Origin of the sequence: Erysipelothrix anatis (assembly GCF_009828745.1) — a bacterium.
Classification (GTDB): Bacteria; Bacillota_I; Bacilli_A; order Erysipelotrichales; family Erysipelotrichaceae; genus Erysipelothrix; species Erysipelothrix anatis.
Genome location: NZ_WTSX01000008.1, coordinates 28,543 through 51,576 on the forward strand (window position 1 = coordinate 28,543; position 23,034 = coordinate 51,576).

The 23,034-nt window shown below is 39.4% G+C and carries 19 protein-coding genes and 2 other annotated features; of the genes, 4 read left to right on the forward strand and 15 right to left on the reverse strand.

Annotated elements, in window-relative coordinates:
• Positions 1–4 precede the first annotated feature (4 nt).
• Positions 5–928 carry a GNAT family N-acetyltransferase gene (locus GVV19_RS06985; protein WP_159646651.1) on the forward strand — a complete coding sequence of 308 codons (924 nt, stop codon included), beginning with the start codon at positions 5–7 and terminating at the stop codon, positions 926–928.
• A 17-nt stretch (positions 929–945) separates the two neighbouring features.
• On the opposite strand, the gene GVV19_RS06990 is transcribed toward GVV19_RS06985, so the two are convergent.
• The 8 genes from GVV19_RS06990 to GVV19_RS07025 form a co-directional block, all read right to left on the reverse strand.
• A complete protein-coding gene (locus tag GVV19_RS06990; protein WP_159646652.1) occupies positions 946–1,710 on the reverse strand; it encodes an ABC transporter permease in 765 nt (254 codons plus the stop codon).
• Between the two features lies 1 nt (position 1,711).
• Entirely contained in the window at positions 1,712–2,491 is a 780-nt protein-coding gene (locus GVV19_RS06995; protein WP_159646653.1) for an ABC transporter permease, read from the reverse strand.
• Positions 2,488–3,450: an ABC transporter ATP-binding protein gene (locus GVV19_RS07000; RefSeq protein ID WP_159646654.1), complete on the reverse strand. Its 963-nt coding sequence runs from the start codon at positions 3,448–3,450 to the stop codon at positions 2,488–2,490. The genes GVV19_RS06995 and GVV19_RS07000 overlap by 4 nt, the downstream gene beginning before the upstream one ends.
• Before the next feature lie 126 nt (positions 3,451–3,576).
• Positions 3,577–4,947, reverse strand: a complete 1,371-nt coding sequence (locus GVV19_RS07005) for a multicopper oxidase family protein (RefSeq protein ID WP_159646655.1) — start codon at positions 4,945–4,947, stop codon at positions 3,577–3,579.
• A gap of 63 nt (positions 4,948–5,010) precedes the next feature.
• A complete protein-coding gene (locus GVV19_RS07010; RefSeq protein ID WP_159646656.1) occupies positions 5,011–7,539 on the reverse strand; it encodes an ABC transporter permease in 2,529 nt (842 codons plus the stop codon).
• Positions 7,536–8,216, reverse strand: a complete 681-nt coding sequence (locus GVV19_RS07015; RefSeq protein WP_159646657.1) for an ABC transporter ATP-binding protein — start codon at positions 8,214–8,216, stop codon at positions 7,536–7,538. Before GVV19_RS07015 ends, GVV19_RS07010 begins: the two co-directional genes overlap by 4 nt.
• A 48-nt stretch (positions 8,217–8,264) precedes the next feature.
• Positions 8,265–9,227, reverse strand: a complete 963-nt coding sequence (locus GVV19_RS07020) for a sensor histidine kinase (protein ID WP_159646658.1) — start codon at positions 9,225–9,227, stop codon at positions 8,265–8,267.
• Positions 9,224–9,865, reverse strand: a complete 642-nt coding sequence (locus GVV19_RS07025; RefSeq protein ID WP_159637574.1) for a response regulator transcription factor — start codon at positions 9,863–9,865, stop codon at positions 9,224–9,226. Before GVV19_RS07025 ends, GVV19_RS07020 begins: the two co-directional genes overlap by 4 nt.
• A 91-nt stretch (positions 9,866–9,956) precedes the next feature.
• Between GVV19_RS07025 and GVV19_RS07030 the strand changes: the two genes are divergently transcribed.
• The 3 genes from GVV19_RS07030 (at position 9,957) to GVV19_RS07040 (ending at position 13,274) form a co-directional block, all read left to right on the forward strand.
• On the forward strand, positions 9,957–10,508 hold the full coding sequence (locus GVV19_RS07030) for a GNAT family N-acetyltransferase (protein WP_159646659.1): 552 nt from the start codon (positions 9,957–9,959) through the stop codon (positions 10,506–10,508).
• 45 nt (positions 10,509–10,553) lie between these two features.
• Positions 10,554–10,762: a binding site (T-box leader), on the forward strand.
• Positions 10,763–10,800: 38 nt separating this feature from the next.
• Positions 10,801–11,007 (forward strand) — a binding site (T-box leader).
• Positions 11,008–11,050: 43 nt separating this feature from the next.
• Positions 11,051–12,547, forward strand: a complete 1,497-nt coding sequence (locus GVV19_RS10815) for an ABC transporter substrate-binding protein/permease (protein WP_159639493.1) — start codon at positions 11,051–11,053, stop codon at positions 12,545–12,547.
• A complete protein-coding gene (locus GVV19_RS07040; protein WP_159646661.1) occupies positions 12,540–13,274 on the forward strand; it encodes an amino acid ABC transporter ATP-binding protein in 735 nt (244 codons plus the stop codon). The genes GVV19_RS10815 and GVV19_RS07040 overlap by 8 nt, the downstream gene beginning before the upstream one ends.
• Before the next feature lie 151 nt (positions 13,275–13,425).
• Here the strand turns inward: GVV19_RS07040 and GVV19_RS07045 are convergent, their stop codons facing one another.
• The 7 genes from GVV19_RS07045 to GVV19_RS07075 all read right to left on the reverse strand — a co-directional run bounded on the left by GVV19_RS07045 (position 13,426) and on the right by GVV19_RS07075 (position 23,010).
• Positions 13,426–14,409 carry a choloylglycine hydrolase family protein gene (locus tag GVV19_RS07045; protein WP_159646663.1) on the reverse strand — a complete coding sequence of 328 codons (984 nt, stop codon included), beginning with the start codon at positions 14,407–14,409 and terminating at the stop codon, positions 13,426–13,428.
• Between the two features lie 90 nt (positions 14,410–14,499).
• Positions 14,500–15,933 carry a 4-alpha-glucanotransferase gene (malQ, locus tag GVV19_RS07050; protein ID WP_159646665.1) on the reverse strand — a complete coding sequence of 478 codons (1,434 nt, stop codon included), beginning with the start codon at positions 15,931–15,933 and terminating at the stop codon, positions 14,500–14,502.
• A gap of 1 nt (position 15,934) precedes the next feature.
• Entirely contained in the window at positions 15,935–18,175 is a 2,241-nt protein-coding gene (gene glgP, locus GVV19_RS07055; protein WP_159646667.1) for a glycogen/starch/alpha-glucan family phosphorylase, read from the reverse strand.
• 60 nt (positions 18,176–18,235) lie between these two features.
• Positions 18,236–19,225 (reverse strand): LacI family DNA-binding transcriptional regulator, encoded by a 990-nt coding sequence (locus GVV19_RS07060; protein WP_159637659.1) that lies wholly within the window; start codon positions 19,223–19,225, stop codon positions 18,236–18,238.
• A gap of 94 nt (positions 19,226–19,319) precedes the next feature.
• On the reverse strand, positions 19,320–20,804 hold the full coding sequence (locus tag GVV19_RS07065) for an alpha-amylase family glycosyl hydrolase (protein ID WP_159646669.1): 1,485 nt from the start codon (positions 20,802–20,804) through the stop codon (positions 19,320–19,322).
• Positions 20,804–21,658, reverse strand: a complete 855-nt coding sequence (locus GVV19_RS07070; protein ID WP_201288199.1) for a sugar ABC transporter permease — start codon at positions 21,656–21,658, stop codon at positions 20,804–20,806. Before GVV19_RS07070 ends, GVV19_RS07065 begins: the two co-directional genes overlap by 1 nt.
• Positions 21,655–23,010, reverse strand: coding sequence for a carbohydrate ABC transporter permease (locus GVV19_RS07075; RefSeq protein WP_159639499.1), 1,356 nt, complete (start codon positions 23,008–23,010; stop codon positions 21,655–21,657). The genes GVV19_RS07070 and GVV19_RS07075 overlap by 4 nt, the downstream gene beginning before the upstream one ends.
• Positions 23,011–23,034: the final 24 nt, after the last annotated feature.

Sequence of the window (23,034 nt, forward strand, 5' to 3'; positions counted from 1 at the left end):
CCTTATGGACTTACAAAAACTTTTTCGAACCAAACAGCAACAAGAGCAAGATGCTCAAGATTACTTCAAACACGTTTTTCCTTTCGGAGAAATTCATCAAAAGACAATTAAAGATTTACTCGATACACGCATCGAACAAGGCGCTCATATCGAACCCAATTTGATGTATCATTATCTCGTTCTCAAGCAGCATTATCTTGAAACACCGGAAACTTCACCAACATACCCAACAGAATTTAATGTATTGAGTGCAAATGAATTGGCAACCTTTCAAACAATTCTCACCATGGATTTAAGTGCTCAATCAATTGACGATATCTTAACGTTATCAAAACGGATGGATGGCGAAACAACCGAAACGATTTTCGAACATAAACCAACACTGATCGGCAAAAATATTCAACTTCGTCGTTTTGAGACTGAAGACATTCCACGAATGATTGAAATCATCAACATTCCCGAAGTGACCTTTTTAACCGGAAGTGCTTTTACATCTAAGGATGCTCAAAAAGCACCCACCGAAGCAGATCTTCAACGTTATACAACATGGTATCAATCACTACCAAGTGCAACCGACCGCCTCGACTTTGCTATTGTCGCAAATGGCATTGTCGTTGGGGAAATCGTCTTGAACGAATGGGATGAAATCCTGAATATTTGCAATCTTCGGATTCTTATGGATCCAGCACATGCAAACTTTGGTTATGGAAGCGAAGCAATTCAACTTCTATTAGGCTATGCATTCGGAACTTTAGGACTGCACCGTATCGAGTTGGATGTCTTTGACTTCAACCCGAGAGCCCGTCATGTTTATGAGAAACTAGGCTTCAAGCATGAAGGAACCAAACGGGAAGCATTCCGCTACGACGATATTTGGTATGACATTCACTACTTTGGATATCTATTAAAAGACTGGCAATCACAGTAATGTGACACCAGTCTTTTTTATGATCCCGTTGATCGATAATGATTACGTCCCCATCGCCACATCACCAATGCAGGAATCACGAAGAGAAAGCACGCAAGCGGCGTCCATTGAAAGTATGTTGGAACATCACGTCCAAGTACTACCAACAACGGATAATATTGAAAACATGCCAAAGGGAGTATGAAGGTTAATACTTTTAGGATATTCTTTCCATACAAACCATACGGCATTTGGCCAAACTCACGACCACCATCCGTTAAAATATTGAACACTTCTAAGGAATCAGTCGTAAAGAAACTACAGGATCCATAAATTATAAATAAAGAACCAAAAAGAACGATCCCAGACACAACCATGATTACCAGTAACCAAATATGGTATAGCACTACAGTTTGTGAGACCACCACAAGAATGATACTCGCAACTACAATTCTTCCGAACCGACTTAATTCCATTGTGCTCCCTAAGACCTGAAGCAGCACATTTTGAGGCCGGACGAGGATACGATCAAATTGACCGTTGCTCAACAACCTTGGAAAGGTATCAAACCCACGAAAGACGCATTCTGCAATTGCGAATGATAAAGTTACAACTGCGCCCGCAAGCAAAATTTCTGGTGTGCTAAACCCCTCAACTGTCGTAACATTGGACGCTAAAATTATAACTGCAAAAATACCACTAAATGTTAATAAAGCCTGTCCTAAAGATAACGCAAGAAATGCGGTTCGATGTTGTAATTGTGACTTAACATGCATTGCAACGATTTTAAAATACAGTTTCATATTATCCTCCCACAATTTCGAATGACTTGAGTTTGTACTGCATTGCAACATACCCCGTACCAATTAGGACACAGGCCCAAAAGAATTGTATGCTCAGAGTTGAAAGTGGTTCTGCAAGCCCAAGATAAAGATTAAATGTAGCTGTTTGCAAACCATAAAAGAAGGTTAATTTGAGGATGTTTTGAAATGCAATCGGAAAGAACGCATAGGGAATGCTGCTTCCAGAAAACATTTCAAACAAAGCTACAAAGAATGTTCGGATACCCAATGATGACTTCGTATGCATAACAAAGACATACATCCACATTGTTATCGCAACCTCAATTGTGACTGTAAGTGCAAGTGAGAGGAGAAATCCTAAGAAGTGGGTAGGTGTTGATGGCAACCGTAATGTAAAGGGTGCTGGTAACCACAATGCAATCAGAAGAATTGGCGCAAACCGTAATGCACAACGAGATAGCCGATGGGCCACATTGCGAACAAACCACAGTGTGTAGAGATTCACCGGTTTCACTGCTTCATAAGCGACATCACCATTTTCAATCGTTTCGAATACACTACTATCCAGTGCCCAAATCGCAGTTAAGGCAAGTAGCGCTTGATTAAGCCACACGTACGTTGATAAATCGGCGGGTGCCATCGTACTACCGTTAAAGACCCCTAACATGACAATAAGCATAAAGCCCCATGCAAATTGGGTTATCATTCCCGAAAGGGCTGCAGCACGGTATTGAAGACCCGCTTTAAAACGTATTTTAAAAAACGATAGATACAGTTTCATATTTGATATGCCTCGTAGGCCTTGACGATAATATCATCTAAAGATGTGCTCACAATTTCCATATCCACGATATCAACGGTATCACTTAAAACACGGACCGCATCACTGACGGCACCGACAACACGAAGCATTGCTGTTTGGTCGTCTTGCAACTCGATAACATAGCTCGAATGCTCAATAAGCCTGCCGTTGAAACGAATCTTGATCTGCTTTTCGAGTTCATACTGATTTTTAAGCATGCGCATAGTACCATCAAATAAAATACGTCCCTTGCCTATTAATATAATTCGGTCTACCAACGATTCAATATCTTGCATGTCGTGAGTTGTTAAAACGATTGTTGTTTCAAAGCGTTTATTGATTGATTTAATAAATCGGCGAACTGCTATTTTTGAAGGTGCATCCAACCCAATCGTTGGTTCATCCAAAAACAGCACCTTCGGATTGTGGATTAATGCAGCAGCAATATCACACCGCATTCGCTGCCCTAAGCTCAATTGTCGAGTGGGTATCTTTAATAACGGATTGAGATCTAAGAGTGTCGAAAGTTCCGACAATCGGTGCTGGTAATCTTCATCCGAAATCGCGTAGATATCTTTGAGTAGTTCAAATGAATCAATAACGGGAATATCCCACCATAACTGTGTCCGTTGGCCAAAGACAACCCCAATTTGTTTGGCATGCTCTTTTCGCGAACGAAAAGGATCACGACCGTTGATGGTGCATGATCCAGTATCGGGTTGTAGAATGCCTGTCATAATTTTAATCGTCGTACTTTTCCCCGCTCCATTTGGACCGATGTAACCAACAATTTGACCCTTGGGAATGGTATAACTAATATCGTCTAAAGCCTTAATGATTTGGTACTGACGATTGTAAAGGGCACGGATTGCTTCTTTGATACCACCCTCACGGATGGGTACTTTATATGTTTTAGAAATATGCTCTATTTGTATCATAATGCCTCCTTAATTTCTAAATCAAAATTAAGGGTCATTACACACCGAGAAGCGGACCCATAGTGGAAGTATCATACCACATATTTAAGGTTGTTTCTATATTTTCATAACACACTCGTGTACTTTTTATTCCACAATAATACTCGTCATCATACCACCATCTTCGTGATCTAAAATATGGCAATGAAGCATCCACTCGCCAGGGTTTTTAAATTGGATGGCAATATCTATAGAGCTCCCAGCTGGTACGTCAACAGTATCTTTCCACACTGTTCTTTCAACGGCTTCGCCATTCACACTTAAAATTTTAAAATGAGCCCCATGGATATGCATCGGATGATTGTTCATACGATTTTCATTGGTAAAACGTATACGGTAGACTGTATCTTTTTGTAGATTGAACGATTCCGTATTGGGGAAAACTTCATCATTTAATGTCCACTCATGACCCATACCACGACTCATGGTTGAACCCATTCGTATTGATACATTGGGTTGTTGTGGAATTGCAGTTTCCGCGATTTGGTAAAGCGATGGTTGTTGATTTGTGGTTGTTTGAGGATTTCCTTCCTCTTTCGCCTCATAAATCAAAGGAATCTTAAATCCTTGATTACGATCATTGGTGATTGCAAATGTCTCATTTGTATTTCCTTGATGGGTTAATTCAACATCATAGCGCTCTCCTGGTGCAATTTCTAATTCGGTTGTTTTAAAAGGAGCTTCAAGTGGCATCCCATCGGTATGCGTTACATTGACCTCAAATGGAAAGCTAATAACTGTACTCTTCGCTGTTGCTGCCTGGATAAATCGTAACTTCACTAAATCCGTATTATTAAAAGAAATTGGCTTAATTTCAGACCCTGTTTTTCCATTAACTGTATCCGTATCACCTTCAATTTGCATATGACCGCTGACTTGATTTACAGCCCAGTCATCGATCACTAGGATTTGATCTATCGTATATTTTGCATCTTCTGGTTCTAAAATAACCAACGGCCCATACATCCCAAAATCAACTTGGTCTCGAACCGGACGATTATGTGAATGGTACCAGTAGGTCCCTTGATAGTCAGGCGTGAACTTATATTGAAAGGTCTGGTGAGGGTTTATCAGTAACGCAGGACCGTCTTGATCATTGGGTAAGGATAAACCGTGCCAGTGAATATTCGTATCCGTTTGCGTTTGATTCTCAACATTCAAGGTTAGTGCTGTATCTTTTTTTACAACGATTGGATACCCTGCCGGATATGCCGTGTTGTCTTGATCGGTATACATATAACGGTTTAATGTTTGAGAATTGAATGTTTGCGTTGTTTCAATCACCTTTATGTCATGCGTTGTATCTGTATCAGAGACTGCATCATATTCAATCCGATACGGATCATGATCCTTTGTTTGAACGACTTGTTTTGGTGCTTCTAAAGGCTCCGTTTCTTGGCTTTGGGTGCAACCCACTAGCAAAACTAAGAGCAGAAGTAATATTGTTAGTTTTTTCATTATCCACCTCCTCATAAGCATACACATCAAATAGGGCAAAAGTATGACATAAAAAAGAAACGACTAAAGTCGTTTCAAATTTTCGATAATACTATGTCGTTCAAGGGTGCGCAAGGCTACTTTAGCATTAATTATGCATATCACTACAATTGCAATTGCGAGTAACACAATACTTCGAATATCGAGATAAAATGGCATCTGATCCACTGCAGGTAGATCCTTATTCATAATGTAGATCATTGCAGAATACCCAAGCACACCGAGCACTAATCCGATCATCATGGGGCGCACTGTTACGATTGTGCTTTCTACCATTACTGTCTTACTTAGTTGTGTTTGCGTCATGCCCATTGATCGCATCATTGCAAATTCACTGCGACGTTCACGATACAGAATCATTGACATACTAATTAAATTAGCAAAAACGATAAATCCAATCATTCCTGTAATTAATTTTGTGATATTATCCACTGTTGCAAGCACGATCACACGAGACTCATACCTCGTTTGATTATTATCAATATGAAGTCCCGGAAAATGTTTCGTTAATAATTCCTCGGTTGCCATCGCATCACTACTGGATATGTTAAATATCGTTTCGGAGAACGGTTTATGGTTCTCTTCATACGCTGAGGGACCTGAAAGCACTTTATTAATCTCATTGAATGTTGTCATGTTTGTCAAAATGATAGGGCTGGCCATTTGTCCATGTCCTATTCTAAGTATATCTAAATTTGTATTGTCCTCATTTATAACTTGATGAATTTTAACATTAACATTTTGATGATCACTGTTTGTCAATGTCACCGTTTCAATGCCTTCAAAATCCAAAATCGGACCCGCATATTGAACGTACTCAGATCCTTTTTCCAGATATCCTTCATAATAATTATCAATCACAAGCATCGGTTCGCTTGACGAAGTCTTCTGGAATACCGACGCAAATAACGAATCATCTAGAACTATCATCTTCGTCGAATTCATTTGTTTTGCGACTGTATAAGATTCACTTAAATCTGCATTATAGATGGATTTTGAGTAATCGATGTCCCCCATCATCAGTTCTGATATATTGATTGGAAATGTTCGTGTAATCACTACCTGATTGGTATGATCGCTGTTATGCAAGACTTTGGCGATTTCTTGAACAAACGGCTCTTGTTGCGCAAGCGTATCGAGAGCTGGTACCTCACCGCCATTATCCAATCTAAAAAACAGATTATAAGCAACCGGTTGGGGAACTGCATGTCTCAATACCGTTTGAAATAATGAGACAACTAAAACCGTAAGCATCACTACAATCACAATTGCGACTCGAATTCCTCGATACTTATACCCGTCACGTTGCATTGATTTTCCAGCTAAACGAATGGGTTCTTTGCGGCTCAATCGGGCCCAAAGCGGTAATTGCCCTTTGCGTTTATAACGCGTCGATTCTTTTATTGTTTCCAATGCTGTCATCCGATACATTTTAGTAATCATAAATTCAATCGGTATCATGACTGAAATGAAACCGATAAGCATTAAGATTCCAATTAACTGCCATGTTAACCTGAGATGAAAGGGAGCATAACTTTCCATATTAAGAGTCGTTGTGAGCGTGGATGCATTGTTATAAATCAGCTGAATACTTCGCGTCATTAAGATTCCTACACCAATTCCAAAGATGATTCCTAGAGCGGCAAGCACATAACTTTCTTTTCGCATCATTGCATGAATCTGCTTCTTACTCGCACCGATACTTCGAAGTAAACCAAAGTCCTTTTGCCGACGACTCATAGTGGCAAAGAATGCATTTTGGACCATCGTGAACGTTGCAAGGCCGAAGACAGTCATCACAACCGCAGCAATACCGATTGCAAGCATTTTTTCTGGCGCAACACCACGCATCATTCCAAGTTCGCGATTGTAGCTTTGGTTGTAAGTTACAAGAATGTTATCTCCATTTGTTGCGATTGCAGTTTCAACCAATTTATCAATTCTTTGGGTACCCGGTTTAAAGATAATATCTGCTTGTGTTGCATACATTGGATTGGATAACTGACTGTAGTATCCATAACCAGTACCCGCATCATTCTCAAAGAAACCAACAACTGTCAGCGGACTCATGTCAATTGGTTCTCCATTATCCAACACTGCAACAACCGTATCTCCAAGGGTCATAGAGTCAGCAAAATAAGAACCAAAAGCGACTTCCGTTTCATTAAGTGGAGCACGACCCGATATAAAGTTCCGATTGCCATTGTATTTTACATCACTATCAGATCGCATTGAATCAAAATTAGCATCACTCATTACGCCCCGAATAATATTGTTACCATGTTTGATTAAGAGTGGCCTACTATAAGATACAGTATCAATTGATGCTTCCATTTGACTTATGGTAGTGGGTAAATCCGTTCCGTTTAATTGAGCATTCCATTTTTCGGTGTAACTCAGCTGATTATGCATCTGAGCATCATAAATTGTCTGGGTGATTAGTCCAACCATTGTCAGTAATGCGACCGAAAGTACGACACTCAAAATAGTCATGACGGCTGCGAACGAATCGTGACCCAACTGTCGTTTCATAAGTTTGTTAAGAATGCTCATTGATTAGTACCATCATATACGATCTGCCCATCTTCGATATGAATTGTACGATCAGCCATTCGTGCAATATCGATATCGTGGGTGACTAAAATGATTGTTTGATTATAGGTTTCATTTGCATACCGTAACATGGTCATAATACTGCGCGAATTTTCCTGATCAAGATTTCCTGTCGGTTCATCCGCTAGCAGCAGTGAGGGTTTGTTCATCAAGGCCCGTGCTATCGCAACCCGTTGTTGCTGACCCCCTGATAGTTGATTGGGCAAATGATTAAGCCGATTTTCAAGTTGCAGCATCGTAACAAGCTCATTGTAATAGTTCATATCCACTATTCCTTCATCCAGTAAAATAGGCAATTGAATATTCTCTTCCACAGACAACATAGGAATAAGATTGTAAAATTGGTAGATTAAACCAATATGACGTCTACGGAAAAGTGTCAATTTGGTGTCGTCCAAGGTTTCCATTTGCAACTCATCAATGGCAACCGTACCGCTTGTTTGTTGGTCCACACCTCCTAAAATATGAAGTAATGTTGACTTTCCACTACCACTTGGTCCAGTTATAGCTATAAACTCTCCTTTTTGAACGCTAAGCGATATTGATTGGAGCGCATCAACGTGATAGTCAGGGGTCTTGTATACTTTTCTTAGATTCTCAATTTTTAGTATTTCCATTGTACATCCTCCTCGCACCCCAATTCTAAGTCAAACAAGTACCTACAGTTATGACACTTCCGTCACACTTAAAAAACGAAAAACAAAGGAATTATCAGCTTCGACATAAAGCGCTCCGTGTTGCTGGTGCATAATTTCTCGAGCCATAGACAGACCGATACCAACACTATCTGGTGCTTTATTCATCCCACTATAAAATCTTTCAAAAATCCGTTCACGATCGCGCGGTGAAATTTCAACACCATCATCTTTGATGACAACCTCAGTTGCCCTACCACTCTTGCGGGTTTGGATCGTAATCATAGTTTTTGCATATCTTATTTTATTTACTAAAACATTCGACAATGCCTCATATGTTTGATTATAATCACACTGAATTATCATGTCATGGAGTAAATTATTAACGGTTAGTTCAGCTTCATAAAGCTGTGGTTCTATTGCCGTAAGTAATTGTGTCATCAAATTATTGAGCGAAATGCGTTCAAGCTTGAATACAATCATATGAGTCTCTAATTGAACGATTTTATTTAAAGACAAAACAAGATTTTCCATACGACGTAGTTGTAGGGACATAGTCTCAGAAAGTTCTGGTTCCAATGTTTCGACCTCCACCATTATCGATAAAGCAGTTAGCGGCGTCTTTAGCTGATGCGAAATATCTTCCATTGCTTTTTTCAAGCCTTGTTTTTGTAGTTGTAGTTGATATGCTGTCCCTTTCATCGCAATCATCGTTTTATTCAACTCGGCATGCAATGTAGACAATTCCCCTTCTTCATATGCCTGAATATCGTGATGGTAATCTCCGCTATTTAATGTTCGTAGGTATGCGACTACACCTTCTATTGCTTGGTTTCGTTGGCGTACAAACTGATAGAAACAGATTGTCGAAAATACAGCAAAAAAAATAAGCCCCGCAAACGGTAATAAGTGTTCAATAACAACTGCAACAAAAAATCCAATACTAACTTGGATCAAAAACTTTTTGACATCACGATTTCGAAATTGTTTCATAAGTAGCGGTATCCTTTTCCATGAACGGATTCGATAACCCGTATGTTCGCAAGTTTCTCGCGAAGCCGTTTAATCGTAACTGTAAGTGCATTGTCCGTTATATATTGAGATCCTTGCCATAACATCTGATTCAATCTTTCTCGACTTACAATTTCCCCTTTATGCTCCACAAACATCACGAGTAATCGATATTCTTGAACGCTAAGCATGATGAGCGTCTTTTGATAGTACACTGTCGCATTACTCAAGTGAATGGTTATATCACCATCATGAATCCGCAGTGCCAAAGAACGCTTCGCAATAGCACGAATACGACTATCTAATTCCGCTAAACGAAATGGTTTTGTAATGTAGTCATCAGCCCCAATACTGAATCCTTCTAAGATGGTAATTTCGTCATCCATAGCTGTGAGGAAAATGATGGGCGTTTCAAACTGACTTCGAACATAACGTGCAAAATCAAGCCCATTCCCATCCGGTAAACCAACATCTAAAATGATGATATCAAAAGTATTGTTTAATAACCGTTCTCCCTCTTGAACACTAAAAGCAACTGTTAGATCCCAGTTGTTATTTTTAAAATATTTACGCAATCCATATACGATGCCTGCGTCATCTTCTAATAGGAATATTTTCATACCTTCATTATAACTGAGGACACTTAAATACGTGTGAATAAATCGTCACTTTTGGTATGATTAGTGTACAGATAGAAAGTGGTGCATCCCTATGAAAATAATCACCTTAGACCGGCAAGTGTATCAAGGAGTCGTCTTACAGTTTAACTACACTACAGATGCTTATTATGATGTTCTCGTGGATCCACAAGAACTATTTAGTGTGCGCTTGGTTAAAAAACAGTTTACGAGCCCAATAAACAAATCATTTACAGGTGCGTTGTTTCCAGATCATCTTGAAGATGCCCATGTATTTGCGGCAATAGATGACAATGAACAGATTGTTGGGTATCTCGAAGTTGGTGTGGAAACTTGGCATCAACGAGTACGGTTATCCGAAATTTTGGTAGTCGAACACGCACGTGGAAAAGGTGTCGGAACACTGCTTATGAACACCGCGTATGAATTTGCACAAACACGTGGATGTCGCGAAGTAGTATTAGAAACACAGACGTGTAATGTCCCAGCAATTAACTTTTACTTGCAGCATCACTACCGTGTAATTGGCATTGACCTAACACATTATTCTGACGAAGATATTGCTGACAAAGAGGTTCGTTTAGAGATGGTTCGATCTGTCATCTCAAAAACCACATCAAAATAAATAATAATAAAGTTTGACAATCCAAGTGAAACCTAGTATATTACTCTTAAATCGTTGAACAAGAGAGTAAACTTAAGAATGCCTCAAGCGAGTCAGGGTTGGTGGAAGCCTGATAGGAAACAATAAGTCGAACCGCACTTGGGAGATATTAGATTGAACTTAGTAGGTCTAATCGCCAACCTAGCGTTATAGGAAAGTGGTTTATCATACATGATAAGCAATTAGAGTGGCACCGCGTTAATGACGTCTCTAGATACAAATATCTAGAGATTTTTTTATTTCTAGATCATCAATAACATCAAAGAACAAGAGAGTAATTATTGGGATGTGATAGCGAACTAAGGATGGTGGAAGCTTAGTGACTCAACAATAATGAACCGCACTTGGAAGATGGTTATGTGAACTGAAGTAGCAAAACCCGCAGATACTGCGTTACCAAAAAGAGTGGCTAAATGATATTTAGCAATTAGAGTGGTACCGCGATAACTTCGTCTCTAGACAAATCTTGTCTAGAGTTTTTTTATTATAAGGAGAGAAAGAATATGAAGAAACTATTATTAAGTCTCATCATGGTGTTAGTCCTCACAGCGTGTGGTGCAAATACAACATCAACTGAGACCGCACCACCTCAAAATATGCTTGAGGAAATTCAACAACGTGGAGAACTCATTGTTGGAACTTCCCCTGACTATGCGCCATTCGAGTTTATTGATCCTTCAAAATTAGGTCAAGATCAATACGTTGGTGCTGACATCGATCTTGCCCAACAAATTGCGGATGACTTAGGGGTTAAGTTAACCGTTAAAGCGATGAATTTTGATGACATCCCGACGGCTGTCAAAGAACGTAAATTTGATATCGGATTATCCGGTTTTACGTATACAGATGACCGTGCTAAAGTTATTCAGTTCAGCGAACCTTACGATAACTCCGAATCCCTTTGCCAAGGATTCCTCGTTCGTTCTGACAATACATTCACATCACTTGATGATTTCAATAATGCGACAGTTACCGTTCAAAACGGTTCAGTCCAACAACAATATACGGAGCAACAACTCCCAGGGGCTAACGTTCGATTCGTTACAGCTCTAGAAGACGGTGCATTAGAACTAAAAGCTGGTAAGACAGACGCTGTTGCGGTAAGCTGTAAATCAGGTGAAGGTTTCCTTGCCAACAATCCAGAACTTAAACTTAGTGATACACTCTTTGCAGTTAGCGATGCCATCGGTACAATGGTTATCATGCCATTGGGTGAACCAGAATTACTTGAAGCAGTCAATACAAGCATTATCGCAGTTAAAGACGCTGGTCTTTATACACAATGGTTAAGTGATGCGAAAGCATTATCTGCACAGGTTGGAGAACTTGGTGCCGCTAAACCAAATGTCTTTACATTGTTAGGAGCCTACGGAAATGTCTTCTGGCAAGGAACATTGGGAACAATTTGGTTATCACTAATCGTTGTCTTCTTCGGAACAATTGGTGGAGCATTACTTGCTCTCGCTAAAATGTCGAAGTTTAAACCATTACAATGGTTTGCGACTGCATATATTGAACTAGTACGTGGAACGCCAATTCTCTTACAACTCTACTTATTTGTATTTGGAGGGGCACAGTTCTTCCCGAATGGTATTAGTGATCAAATGTGGGTCATCTTTGCCTTAATCTTCAACTCCAGTGCCTACGTTGCAGAAATCTTCCGTGCTGGAATTCAAGCTGTCGACAAAGGACAATTTGAAGCTGCGAAGAGCTTGGGTCTTTCTGATCGCAACATGATGATTAAAGTTATTATGCCACAAGCCGTTAAAAATATCTTACCGGCACTTGGAAACGAATTTATCACAATGATTAAAGAAACATCATTAGCATCTATCTTCTTTATTAACAGTTTAATGACATCACAATCCATTGTTTCAGCTGCAACACACATGAAACTTGAAGCATTAATGATTGTTGGGGTTATCTACTTTATTCTGACATTCTCACTTTCAAAAGTTGTTCAATACTTTGAAAAGAAAGGACAAACAAACCATGACTAACGAACTCATCAAAATTAAAAATCTTAAAAAGAACTATGGTAGTCTCGAAGTCCTCAAAGGCATCGACTTCACCATCAACAAAGGTCAAGTTATTTCAATTATCGGGCCTTCAGGATCGGGTAAATCGACATTTCTAAGATGCTTGAATCTTCTCGAAGTTCCGACAGATGGAACGATTGAATTTAAAGAACAAGTCTTAAGTGCTAAAGGGAAATCACTGGACAAGATTCGCCAAGAAATTGGAATGGTCTTCCAACACTTCAACGTCTTTCCCAATTTAACGGTACTTGAGAACATCACATTAGCTCCTACACTTGAGAAAGGTATTTCTAAGGAAGATGCTAAAGCACAAGCATTAGAACTCCTAGAGCGCGTTGGATTGGCTGACAAGGCTGATACTTTCCCAACGAAACTATCAGGGGGTCAGAAACAACGGTTAGCGATTGTGCGCGCCTTGGCGATGAATCCTGATGTCATGCTCTTTGATGAACCAACCAGTGCATTAGACCCTGAAATGGTAAAAGATGTTTTGGATGTTATCAATCAATTAGCAGACTCGGGAATGACTATTGTGATCGTAACACACGAAATGAACTTTGCGAAACACATCAGTGATACCGTATTGTTCATGGACGGCGGTATTATTGAAGAAGCTGGAACACCTTCTCAAATTTTCGATAATCCAACAAGCCCTCGTACTCAAGAATTCCTCAGTAAAGTTTTATAATGAAGCAAGCAACACATGTCGATGTGTTGCTTTTTTTAACTATAAGTAGAACAGATGATCTGCATATGTCATACCACAAGATGGTATTGGCAAAGTGGGCATTGTTAAAGTAAATAGACATACAAAAAAGGCCTTACGGCCTTTCTCTTTATTATTTTATTGAACCAAATACTTGTTGGGTTGGTACAGGATGACTTAAGGCATCTTGCCCATCCAGCGTGAAGTCGTTAAGATTTACGCGAACGATTTGTGAGTTGTTGTACATCTTAAAGTAATACGTACGCGTATTTGTCATCATACATGTAGTGTATTGCGTGTAGTCTAAGGAGTTACGTTGTGTCACAACGGATCCTTTCATAATATCAACACCGCTTAGAATATGATATGCGCTGTTGACTAGATCTTCCTCGCCATAGTTTGGCACGCGTGTTAATTTCGCAAAAAGCGTACGAATGAATCGTGAAGGTGGACTGTAATCGCCAGGTAAACCAAAGGTACCCGATCCCTGCCCAAATGGCTTAAAGGTTTCTTCAAAGAGTTCAACAGGTTCTACTTGTTTTGGATTAACTCCTATATAGTTACGAATATTTGTTTTATGCCAGTCGTAATCCGGACTGTTAGCCATAACACCCAGTTTGTTTTCATGGATTTTAAGTCCGTCTTTTAACGGTTCTACGATGATGCTGCGTCCTGTTGCATCGGTAAACACCCAGTGCAATGGCGATGCAATCCCTAACATAGGATTGGCATCATTGGTAATATTAATGCGACCAAAAGCTTCTACCACTTCTTCAATCGAAGTATACGATGCAAGAATCCAGTTTACAATTTCATGGGACATAAGGTTGAGTGCACCCTCTTTTTGATCATTGTAATGAGCATAGCCTTCAAAATATAGTACTGCAGCTGCAAGTCCATACTCATTCAATCCGTCTGCCATAATATGATCGCCAATATTTTTAGATAAACCTAAGAATGCGAAATGATTGGTTAATGGTTGATCAAGCAAACCAAATTTCAGTGGATAATCACGCTGAATTATCGTCATTTCTGGTGAGAGATCATATGAGAAGTCCATGGTTCGTGCAAGTAAATGCAAATCATCACGACTCTTTAATGAAACACTTGTACACATAAATAAAGCCCCCTTTTTTTATATTATATAGTTTATGCGGGGAATAATAAAGACCTACAGGTGTAGGTCTTTTAAGGAGATTGTATGTTTTTAATCAACAACTCTGTCAAACGCTGTGACAAGCGTTGCTAGAAATTGAAAGGCATCAGTGAGATCGGTATTTAAATCGAGTTTCCATTCCCAGTTAGGAGACCCAATTGTTCCCGGTTCATTGATTCGTGCTTCATTATCAAGTCCCATAAGATCTTGAATCGGCAGAATCGCCCAGTTCGCATTTAGTGAGAGTGTATACGATGCGACTTGTTGCCATAGCGATGGGTAATCGTGGCCAAGATCCTTAAGATTTTTGGTAATTTCTTTATATTTTTTTATGGTGAGTTCATCCGTCCAATCTGCCATAGTTTGATTATCATGCGTTCCTGTGTAAACAAGAATATTCGAATCAACAAGGGCGTTGGCTTCAAGCTCATGCGGATTGAGATTGAATTGAATTATCTTCATACCCATGAGATCGTAGTCATCACGAAGTTCAAGAACTTCCGGTCGTAAATCACCCAAATCCTCGACTACAAGTTCCAAATTTTCAATTTGACGGTACATAGCATCGAAGAAATGATTGCGTGGACCTATTTTCCATTCGCCAATGCGTGCGGTTTCACTTTCTCCCGGTATGATCCAATAGGTATCAAAAGCACGGAAGTGATCAATCCTAATCACATCAAACATTTCTTGATTCCATCGTAAACGATCTGCCCAAAGCGCATAGTCATTATGTGCCATAGCTTTCCAATCATAAATAGGATTTCCCCACAACTGACCTTCAGTACTAAAATAGTCAGGCGGAACACCCGCAACCCAAGCTGGTGTGCCATCACGGTTCAATAAAAACTGATCGCGATGATGATATACCTCAGCAGAGTCATGACCTAAGTAAATCGGAATATCACCAACGACGCGAATACCTAAGTCATTCGCATACTTTTTAAGGTCCATCCACTGCATGTAGAATACATATTGAACAAAACGTTCGTATTCGAGCTCGGACTCTGAAACCTTCATGACTTTCCATTCTGTCCATGACGCATTATCGTTCAATTTTTTAAGAGCAATAAATGTCACATACTCATCAAGCCACGTTACCGCTACTTCAAGAAAGGCATCATAAGACGCATCTTTCTTAAAATGTTGGAATGCATTACGAAGGTATGCTGTTTTCAAAGTACGAACAGCTCCAAAATTGACGCGCTTGCCAAAAACAGGTTCTTGGTCAAACTCGAGTTGCAAGGTTGCATATAGCTTCTCGATCGATATATAAATTTCATCGCCTGCAAACGATGAATACGTTTGGTATGGACTGTTTCCATATCCGACAGGGTTTAGTGGCAAGATTTGCCAAATAGTTGCGTTTGTTTTTGCGAGATTTTGAATCCAAGTATAAGCACTTGATCCAAAGTCACCGATGCCAAGTGTCCCTTCAAAACTGGACACCGGCATCAGGACACCAGCGCGTCTTGTCTGTGTCATACTATACCTTCCAAATATCACGATTGTATTCCGCAATCGTACGGTCGCTTGAGAAGAAACCTGCGCGTGCAATATTAATTAATGTCTTCTTAGCCCAGGTCATGCGGTCTTCATAGTCCGCAATCATTGTGTTTTTAGTTGCAATGTATGCTTCAAGGTCAATCAAAGTCATGAACCAGTCTTTGCTAATTAGTTCATGATGCAAGCGATCAAGATTTTCTTTTGTTCCACTTGCAAGCATTAACGGTCCATTGATAAAATCAACGGCCTGTTTAATTTGAGGGCTCTTTTCATAATAATCTCTTGATACATAATCAGCTTTCGCATAGTGTTCGATAATCGTATCACTGGATTCACCAAAGATATAAATATTTTCATCACCTACAAGTTCGCTGATTTCAACGTTAGCGCCATCCATAGTTCCCAGTGTTAAAGCGCCATTCAGCATAAATTTCATGTTTCCTGTTCCACTTGCTTCTTTAGATGCAAGCGAAATTTGCTCAGAGATATCACATGCAGGAATCAACATTTCGGCCTTCGATACATTGTAGTTTTCCACAAAGACAATTTGTAAGTATTGGCTTACGAGTTCGTCATCCGCAATCACTTTGGATAGCGTGAGTAAAGCGTGAATAATGTCCTTAGCGATCGTATAGGCAGGTGCTGCTTTCGAACCAAAGAACATTGTAAGTGGACGTGTTGGAACATATCCCGCTTTAATTTCATGGTACATGTGAATTGCATAGAGTAAATTCATTTGTTGGCGTTTGTATTCATGAAGACGTTTAATTTGAATATCGAAAATAGCATCCGCATTAACACTAATGCCTTCCGTCTTTTCAATATATGCAGCAAGGTCTTCTTTCTTCGTATGTTTGATCGTTAGTAATTCTTGAAGGCTTGCTTCATCATCCACAAAACGCTCTAACTTCAATAATTCCATAGCATCCTGCTTAAATCCATCACCAATACGTGTTTCGATAAATTCAGTTAGCGGTCGGTTGGTATGTTGGAGCCAACGACGGAATGTAATTCCATTAGTCTTATTATTAAATCGGTCAGGATACATATCAAAGAACGGTTTGAGTTCACTGTTTTTTAAGATTTCTGTATGTAAGGCTGCAACACCATTGGTTGATTTACTGAAATGGATTGCAAGTGACGCCATATGTACACGTCCTTCGTGATCAATAACCGCAGTACGAGCATCATTGCTTCGTGCTGCCGCAAGATCTTGAAGTTGATGTAATAATGGTACTAAACTTGCATCAACTGCTTCAAAGTATGCGAGTGGCCATTTTTCAAGTGCTTCTGCCAAAATTGTATGGTTGGTGTACGCACAGGTGTTTGAAATAATTTCAACGGCACGATCAAATGCTATACCATCTGCCAACAAGGCTTTTAAAAGTAACACGATGACCATCGATGGGTGTGTATCGTTAATTTGAATGGTTGCATAAGAATCCAAACGGTCAAGATGGTCTTTGTGTTCTTCTAAGATCCACGCAAGTCCCCCAGAAACCATAAAATACTGTTGTGCAAAGCGAAGACGTAACCCTTCTTCGGTTGAGTCATCTGGATATAAGAATAATGTGAGGTTCTTGTCCACAGCACGCTCATCAAAACGAATTCCTTCTGTAATGATTGAATCATCAATTGACTCAAGATCGAATAAACGAAGCGGTGCTTTTTCACCGTTATATCCGAGTACGTCAATTTCATACATACGACCCGTCACTGCGACATCGCCAATTTGTACGGGCACTGTAAAATCAGTCTTACGTAACCAACCTGGTTTGTCCAACCACGTATCTTTTTCTTCAGCTTGAAGTCGATTCCGGAACACTTGGCGGAACAGACCGTAGTGGTAGACTAAACCGAGCCCTTGGCCATTCAGTCCTAATGTTGCGATTGAATCCATAAAGCACGCTGCAAGTCGTCCTAATCCACCATTTCCTAGTGATGGTTCTGGTTCATAATCTTCAACTTCAGAAATATCGCGACCATTCGCAGCTAACACATCGCGAACTTCATCATAGATGCCTAAATTCATTAAATTATTGGATAATAGTTTTCCAATTAGAAACTCTGCCGACATGTAGTAGACGCTGCGTTCGCCCGTCACAGCTGGTACTTTAGCAATGCGATTTTGTGCAATTTCAAGCACAGCTTCGTATAATTTATCGACCGATACAGTACGCATATCCGTATCTAAAATATGTTCTAATTCTTGTTTTATCATGGGTTTCCTCCGAAAACGTTTTCTAAAAGATGTTAATAATTAGGGCTTTCGCCCTAGTTATTACATGATGACATCATCGTATGATATCGTAGTCAGTTCATAGTCCATTAAGATTTCTTCAGATGGGTTTCCTTGGAGTAAGCGGCTCACTGCATTCATCGCATTTACCGATACCTGGTAGAAATCTTGACGTACCGTATCAATTTTATAGTTAATATACCCTAATAGTGTAATCCCGTCAAATCCACAAACTGGGCGGAATTCTTCGATCTCCTTCAGTCCATGTACAGCCCCAATGGCTGTAAGGTCTGAAGCACAGATCACAAGATCTGATTTTAGTGCGTGTTGTTTCACTAATTCACGTGCCCGTTTCTCACTAAAATTTGCATATTGCGCATTCATGGTGACACCCAACTCATCGCAAGCATTCACAACACCTTGCATTCTTAAGTCTGTGACATAGCCATCACGACGTCCAGCCAAATATAAAATACGTTTCGCTTTATGACGTTTGATCATTTTGACGGCAATATCGTATTGGGCCGTTTCATGATCAACCATGACATAACTAGTTCGTGGACCAATGATTGGTGCATCTACCACAACACTTGGGAACACATCCATATCTATCAATTCTTTGTACGAGACAGCTTCTTTCGATAATCCATAGTAGATAACTGCACTCACTCGAAGTGAATTAAAATGCTGAAGAATTTCTTTCGCATTCTTTCCTTCAAGAAGATTAGAGAAGACAGGTATTACTTCAATTTTAAGTTCTTTGGAATGATTCATCGCCCCAAAGAGATACTGCATATTAATTTCATCAATTGCTTGGCGGTGGTTGTTGATAAAAATGACCAACGCCACCCTTTTGCCTTGCTTGGATGATAATGCAGATGCAATGGAGTTTGGCACATAGTTGAGTTCTTCAACTGCTGCAAGTACTTTTGCACGTGTTGCATCACTAATATTATTGTAGTTGTTTAAAACCTTAGAAACAGTTGAAACCCCTACGCCTGCTTTTTTAGCGACATCATTTATACTGGCCATGTGTTGCCTCCCTTACACTGATTAATTATAGCATCCTGACTGTAAATACGTGGAAAATCACGCTTTTTTCAGCAAGTATCACATATCTTTTGTTTTATTTGTCTCTAACGATAATACTACTCATGCCTTCGATTTGCAATCCATCTGACGATGCTTTTGCAGATCCTTGAATGGTATCTAGAATGGAATACGAGCCTGGCAGCGTTTGTAATTCCTGCGATAAATTATGAATAACGGTAATATCGTCATGTCTCATGACGTATAATGCTGCACTGGATGTCACTGCAGTGGGTGAGCTCGTAACCAGCTGCGGATACTTATTCCGTATTTTAATTGCGTGTGCATAATGATTAAGTAACGATGCTTTATCCTTTTCTTGATCCGCAACTGACGAATCAAAAGGTACTGTATAGTCCGCATTTTGTGGTGCTTTCGTTTGACCCGTTGTTTCTTTTTGAGACCAGACCATAGGCAAGCGTTTGTTTTCATCAACACCGCTTCCCTTCATCCCAATCTCTTCGCCGTAGTAAACAAACGGATTTCCTGGCATCATCAAGTATAATGACGCAGCCATCTTCTGTTGATCTACATCATTAAAGTATGTTGCGGATCGACCCTGATCATGATTCGATAAAAAGGGTGCATCTAAAGCATTTTCATTATTAACTTTAATTGCTTGATTATATTCTGCAACAAACTGTGCAAGTGATTGACCGTCACCTTTTTTCACGCTCTTTGCAATCATACCGTTGGCTTGGCTGAGACCAAAATTAAAGAAAGAGTCAATATTTGATGCATACATATCCGTTACAATCGCATTCGGAATCCATGCTTCCGCAACGATATATGCATCTTTTGTATGTGTTTTTACTTCAGTATTGAGCCAATCTAAAAATTCATTGTTACGCGCTACATCATCAGCATAATAATGACTGGTTGCATCAAGACGAAAGCCTTTAACACCCATGTCGAGCCAATATGTAACGATATCCGAGATTTCACGGCGCACTTCTAAACTATCCAAATTTAAATCTGGCATATGTTCAGAGAACACCGATTCATACCAAATACCCGGTGCATATTCACGATATCCCGTTTGCCACGTATCACTGAAATTGTAGTATTCACAATATTTGTTTGAATCACATGTGTTGGTCTGTTTCGCAGCAACTGCCTGGGTAAACCATGGATGCTCAATAGATGTATGATTGAGTACCAAATCGAGAATCAAGGTCATGCTTCGAGATTCCATTGCGGTTAATAAGTTTTTCATTGATTCCAAATCCCCATACTGAGGATCAATTGCCTTATAATCGGTGACATCATACTTATGATATGACGGTGATGGCATCACAGGCATAAACCATACATTTGAAATCCCCAATGTTTCTTGGATATATGGAAGTTTCTCACGAACACCATCAAGATCACCCATACCGTCACCATTACTGTCATAATACGATGCAACAAATATTTCGTAATAGACTGAAGGTATTTCAGGATGGACATACGATGTTTGTGACGATGCACATCCTGAAATCATTAAGACTAAGATTAGAAGTAAACTCAATTTTTTCATTATCCTTTAACAGAGCCTCCGGTAACACCTGTTACATAGTATTTTTGCATAAAGATAAAGAGAATTGTAATCGGAATCGCAATCAATACCGCTGCCGCACAGAAGCGGGTAAAGTATTGATAGATGTTCTCACGTTTCAACATCTCGAAGAGTCCTAGAGCGACTGTATAGTTATTGTAGTTATCACGCATGATAAAACTTACAAAGATAAAATCGACCCATGGTGCTAAGAATGATGTTAATACAGTATAGACAATAATTGGTTTTGAAAGTGGTAACGTAATTTTCCAGAAAATATCGTTACGAGTCGCACCATCAATAATCGCTGATTCATCGATGGCCTTTGGAATCGTATCAAAGAATCCTTTGGAGATATAGTAACCCATCGCTGCTCCACCTGAATAAACAAGAACAAGTGCCGCTAGTGATTGGTCCAACCCAATTGCTTTAATTAGATAATAAATTGCAATCATTGCCATAAAGCCAGGGAACATCCCAATAACTAATACCACATTCATCATGGGTTTACGCAATTTGAAGCGTAATCGTGAAAATGCATACGATGTTGCAAGTGTAATAACAGTCGAAATCGCACATGTAAAGATAGCAACAATCAACGTGTTCATAAACCAACGTGGAAAGTTAAATAATGTCGTATCTGTAAACAGACGTGTATAGTTATCGAGTGTCCATGTTTTAGGAATAATGTAACTTGTAAATGCTCCACCTTCTCCACGGAACGATGTCATGACAACCCATGCTACTGGTAGTAACCAGATAAAACTTAGGATTGTTAGGACAGTATGGCCTGCTGCACTTGTTGCACGGCGTTTTGCTTTAATACCTCGGATCATTGGAAATCACTCTCCTTCGATGTAACCCTTCTAAAGACTACTAATGATAATACTGCACTGATAATGAAGATAATAATACCGACCGTTGATGCAAGTGCGTAGTTTTTGTCTGTAAGCGTTAGCTTATAGAGCCACGTTACTAAGAGGTCAGTTTCACCAGCTTGGTAGTAATTCAAGGATAATGGACCACCACCTGTTAATAGATAAATTAAGTTAAAGTTATTGAGGTTACCAATGAACTGTGTAATAAGATAAGGTGTCGTAACACTTAACATGTACGGTAACGTAATGCTAAAGAATTGGCGGACCGGTCCGGCACCATCAATTCGTGCACTTTCGTACATATCTTGTGGAATGTTCATAAGGATTCCAGATGTGATTAACATTGTATAAGGAACCCCAACCCATAAGTTAACAACAATAACTGTTATCTTGGCCAATGTACCGTTCGTTAAGAAACGAATCGGTTCGTTGATGATACCCCAGTTTTGAAGCAAGACATTAACAGGGCCAAGATCGTGTAAAAGTTGACTCATTATCATTAAACTTACAAATTGCGGAATCGCAATCGAGACAATAAAAATTGTTCTCCAGAATTTTTTAATTTTAATGCCTTTGGCGTTGATAAGCATCGCTAACAACATTCCAAAGATATAGTTCAAGAATGTTGCAAAGATTGCCCAAATAAAGGTCCATTTCAATAATGCAAAGAATGTTCCAGAAATGATTTTATTATTATAGAGCATATCTGTAAAGTTTTTGATTCCAACCCAGCCGAAGATATTACCTGGAGGTTGGTGATTTTTATCAAAGTTGGTAAATGCAATTAAAATCATAAAAATTAGCGGTGCAATTGTGAATGCAAAGGTCAAAATTGTTGGTAGCGCTAAAATTGTAATGTGGAAGCGTTCGTTAAGAAGTGTTTTAAGTTCTTCTTTGAATGTTGGTAAAGGGTGCCCTTCTTCAATCATTTTTTGATTGTTAATTGCCCCTTTAACACTAATAAAGTAAATCAGTAAAAATCCTAAAATGATAAAGATACAAAATACTCCAAATAGAAGCATAAGCATCGAGTTATCACCCTCAGTATAAATATAAATCCCCAATGCTTCGTCAAAGACTTTTCCTTGGACATTAGTTCCTAATGTCACGAGCCCTGCGAGCTGGTTTACACCAAATCGTAGCATATACAACACAAATAGAATTTGTGCGGATAGATACAGGTATCCTTTTATAAATTGCTTTCTTAAGAAGGCCCCCGAACCCATGATAAAGTATGCGCATCGTGTGGCTGTATCACCCTTAACAAATCCGTTGATATACCTTTTAAACGGTAGAGTTAGTTTCTCCATTTCACGTTCTCCTTAATAAATAAA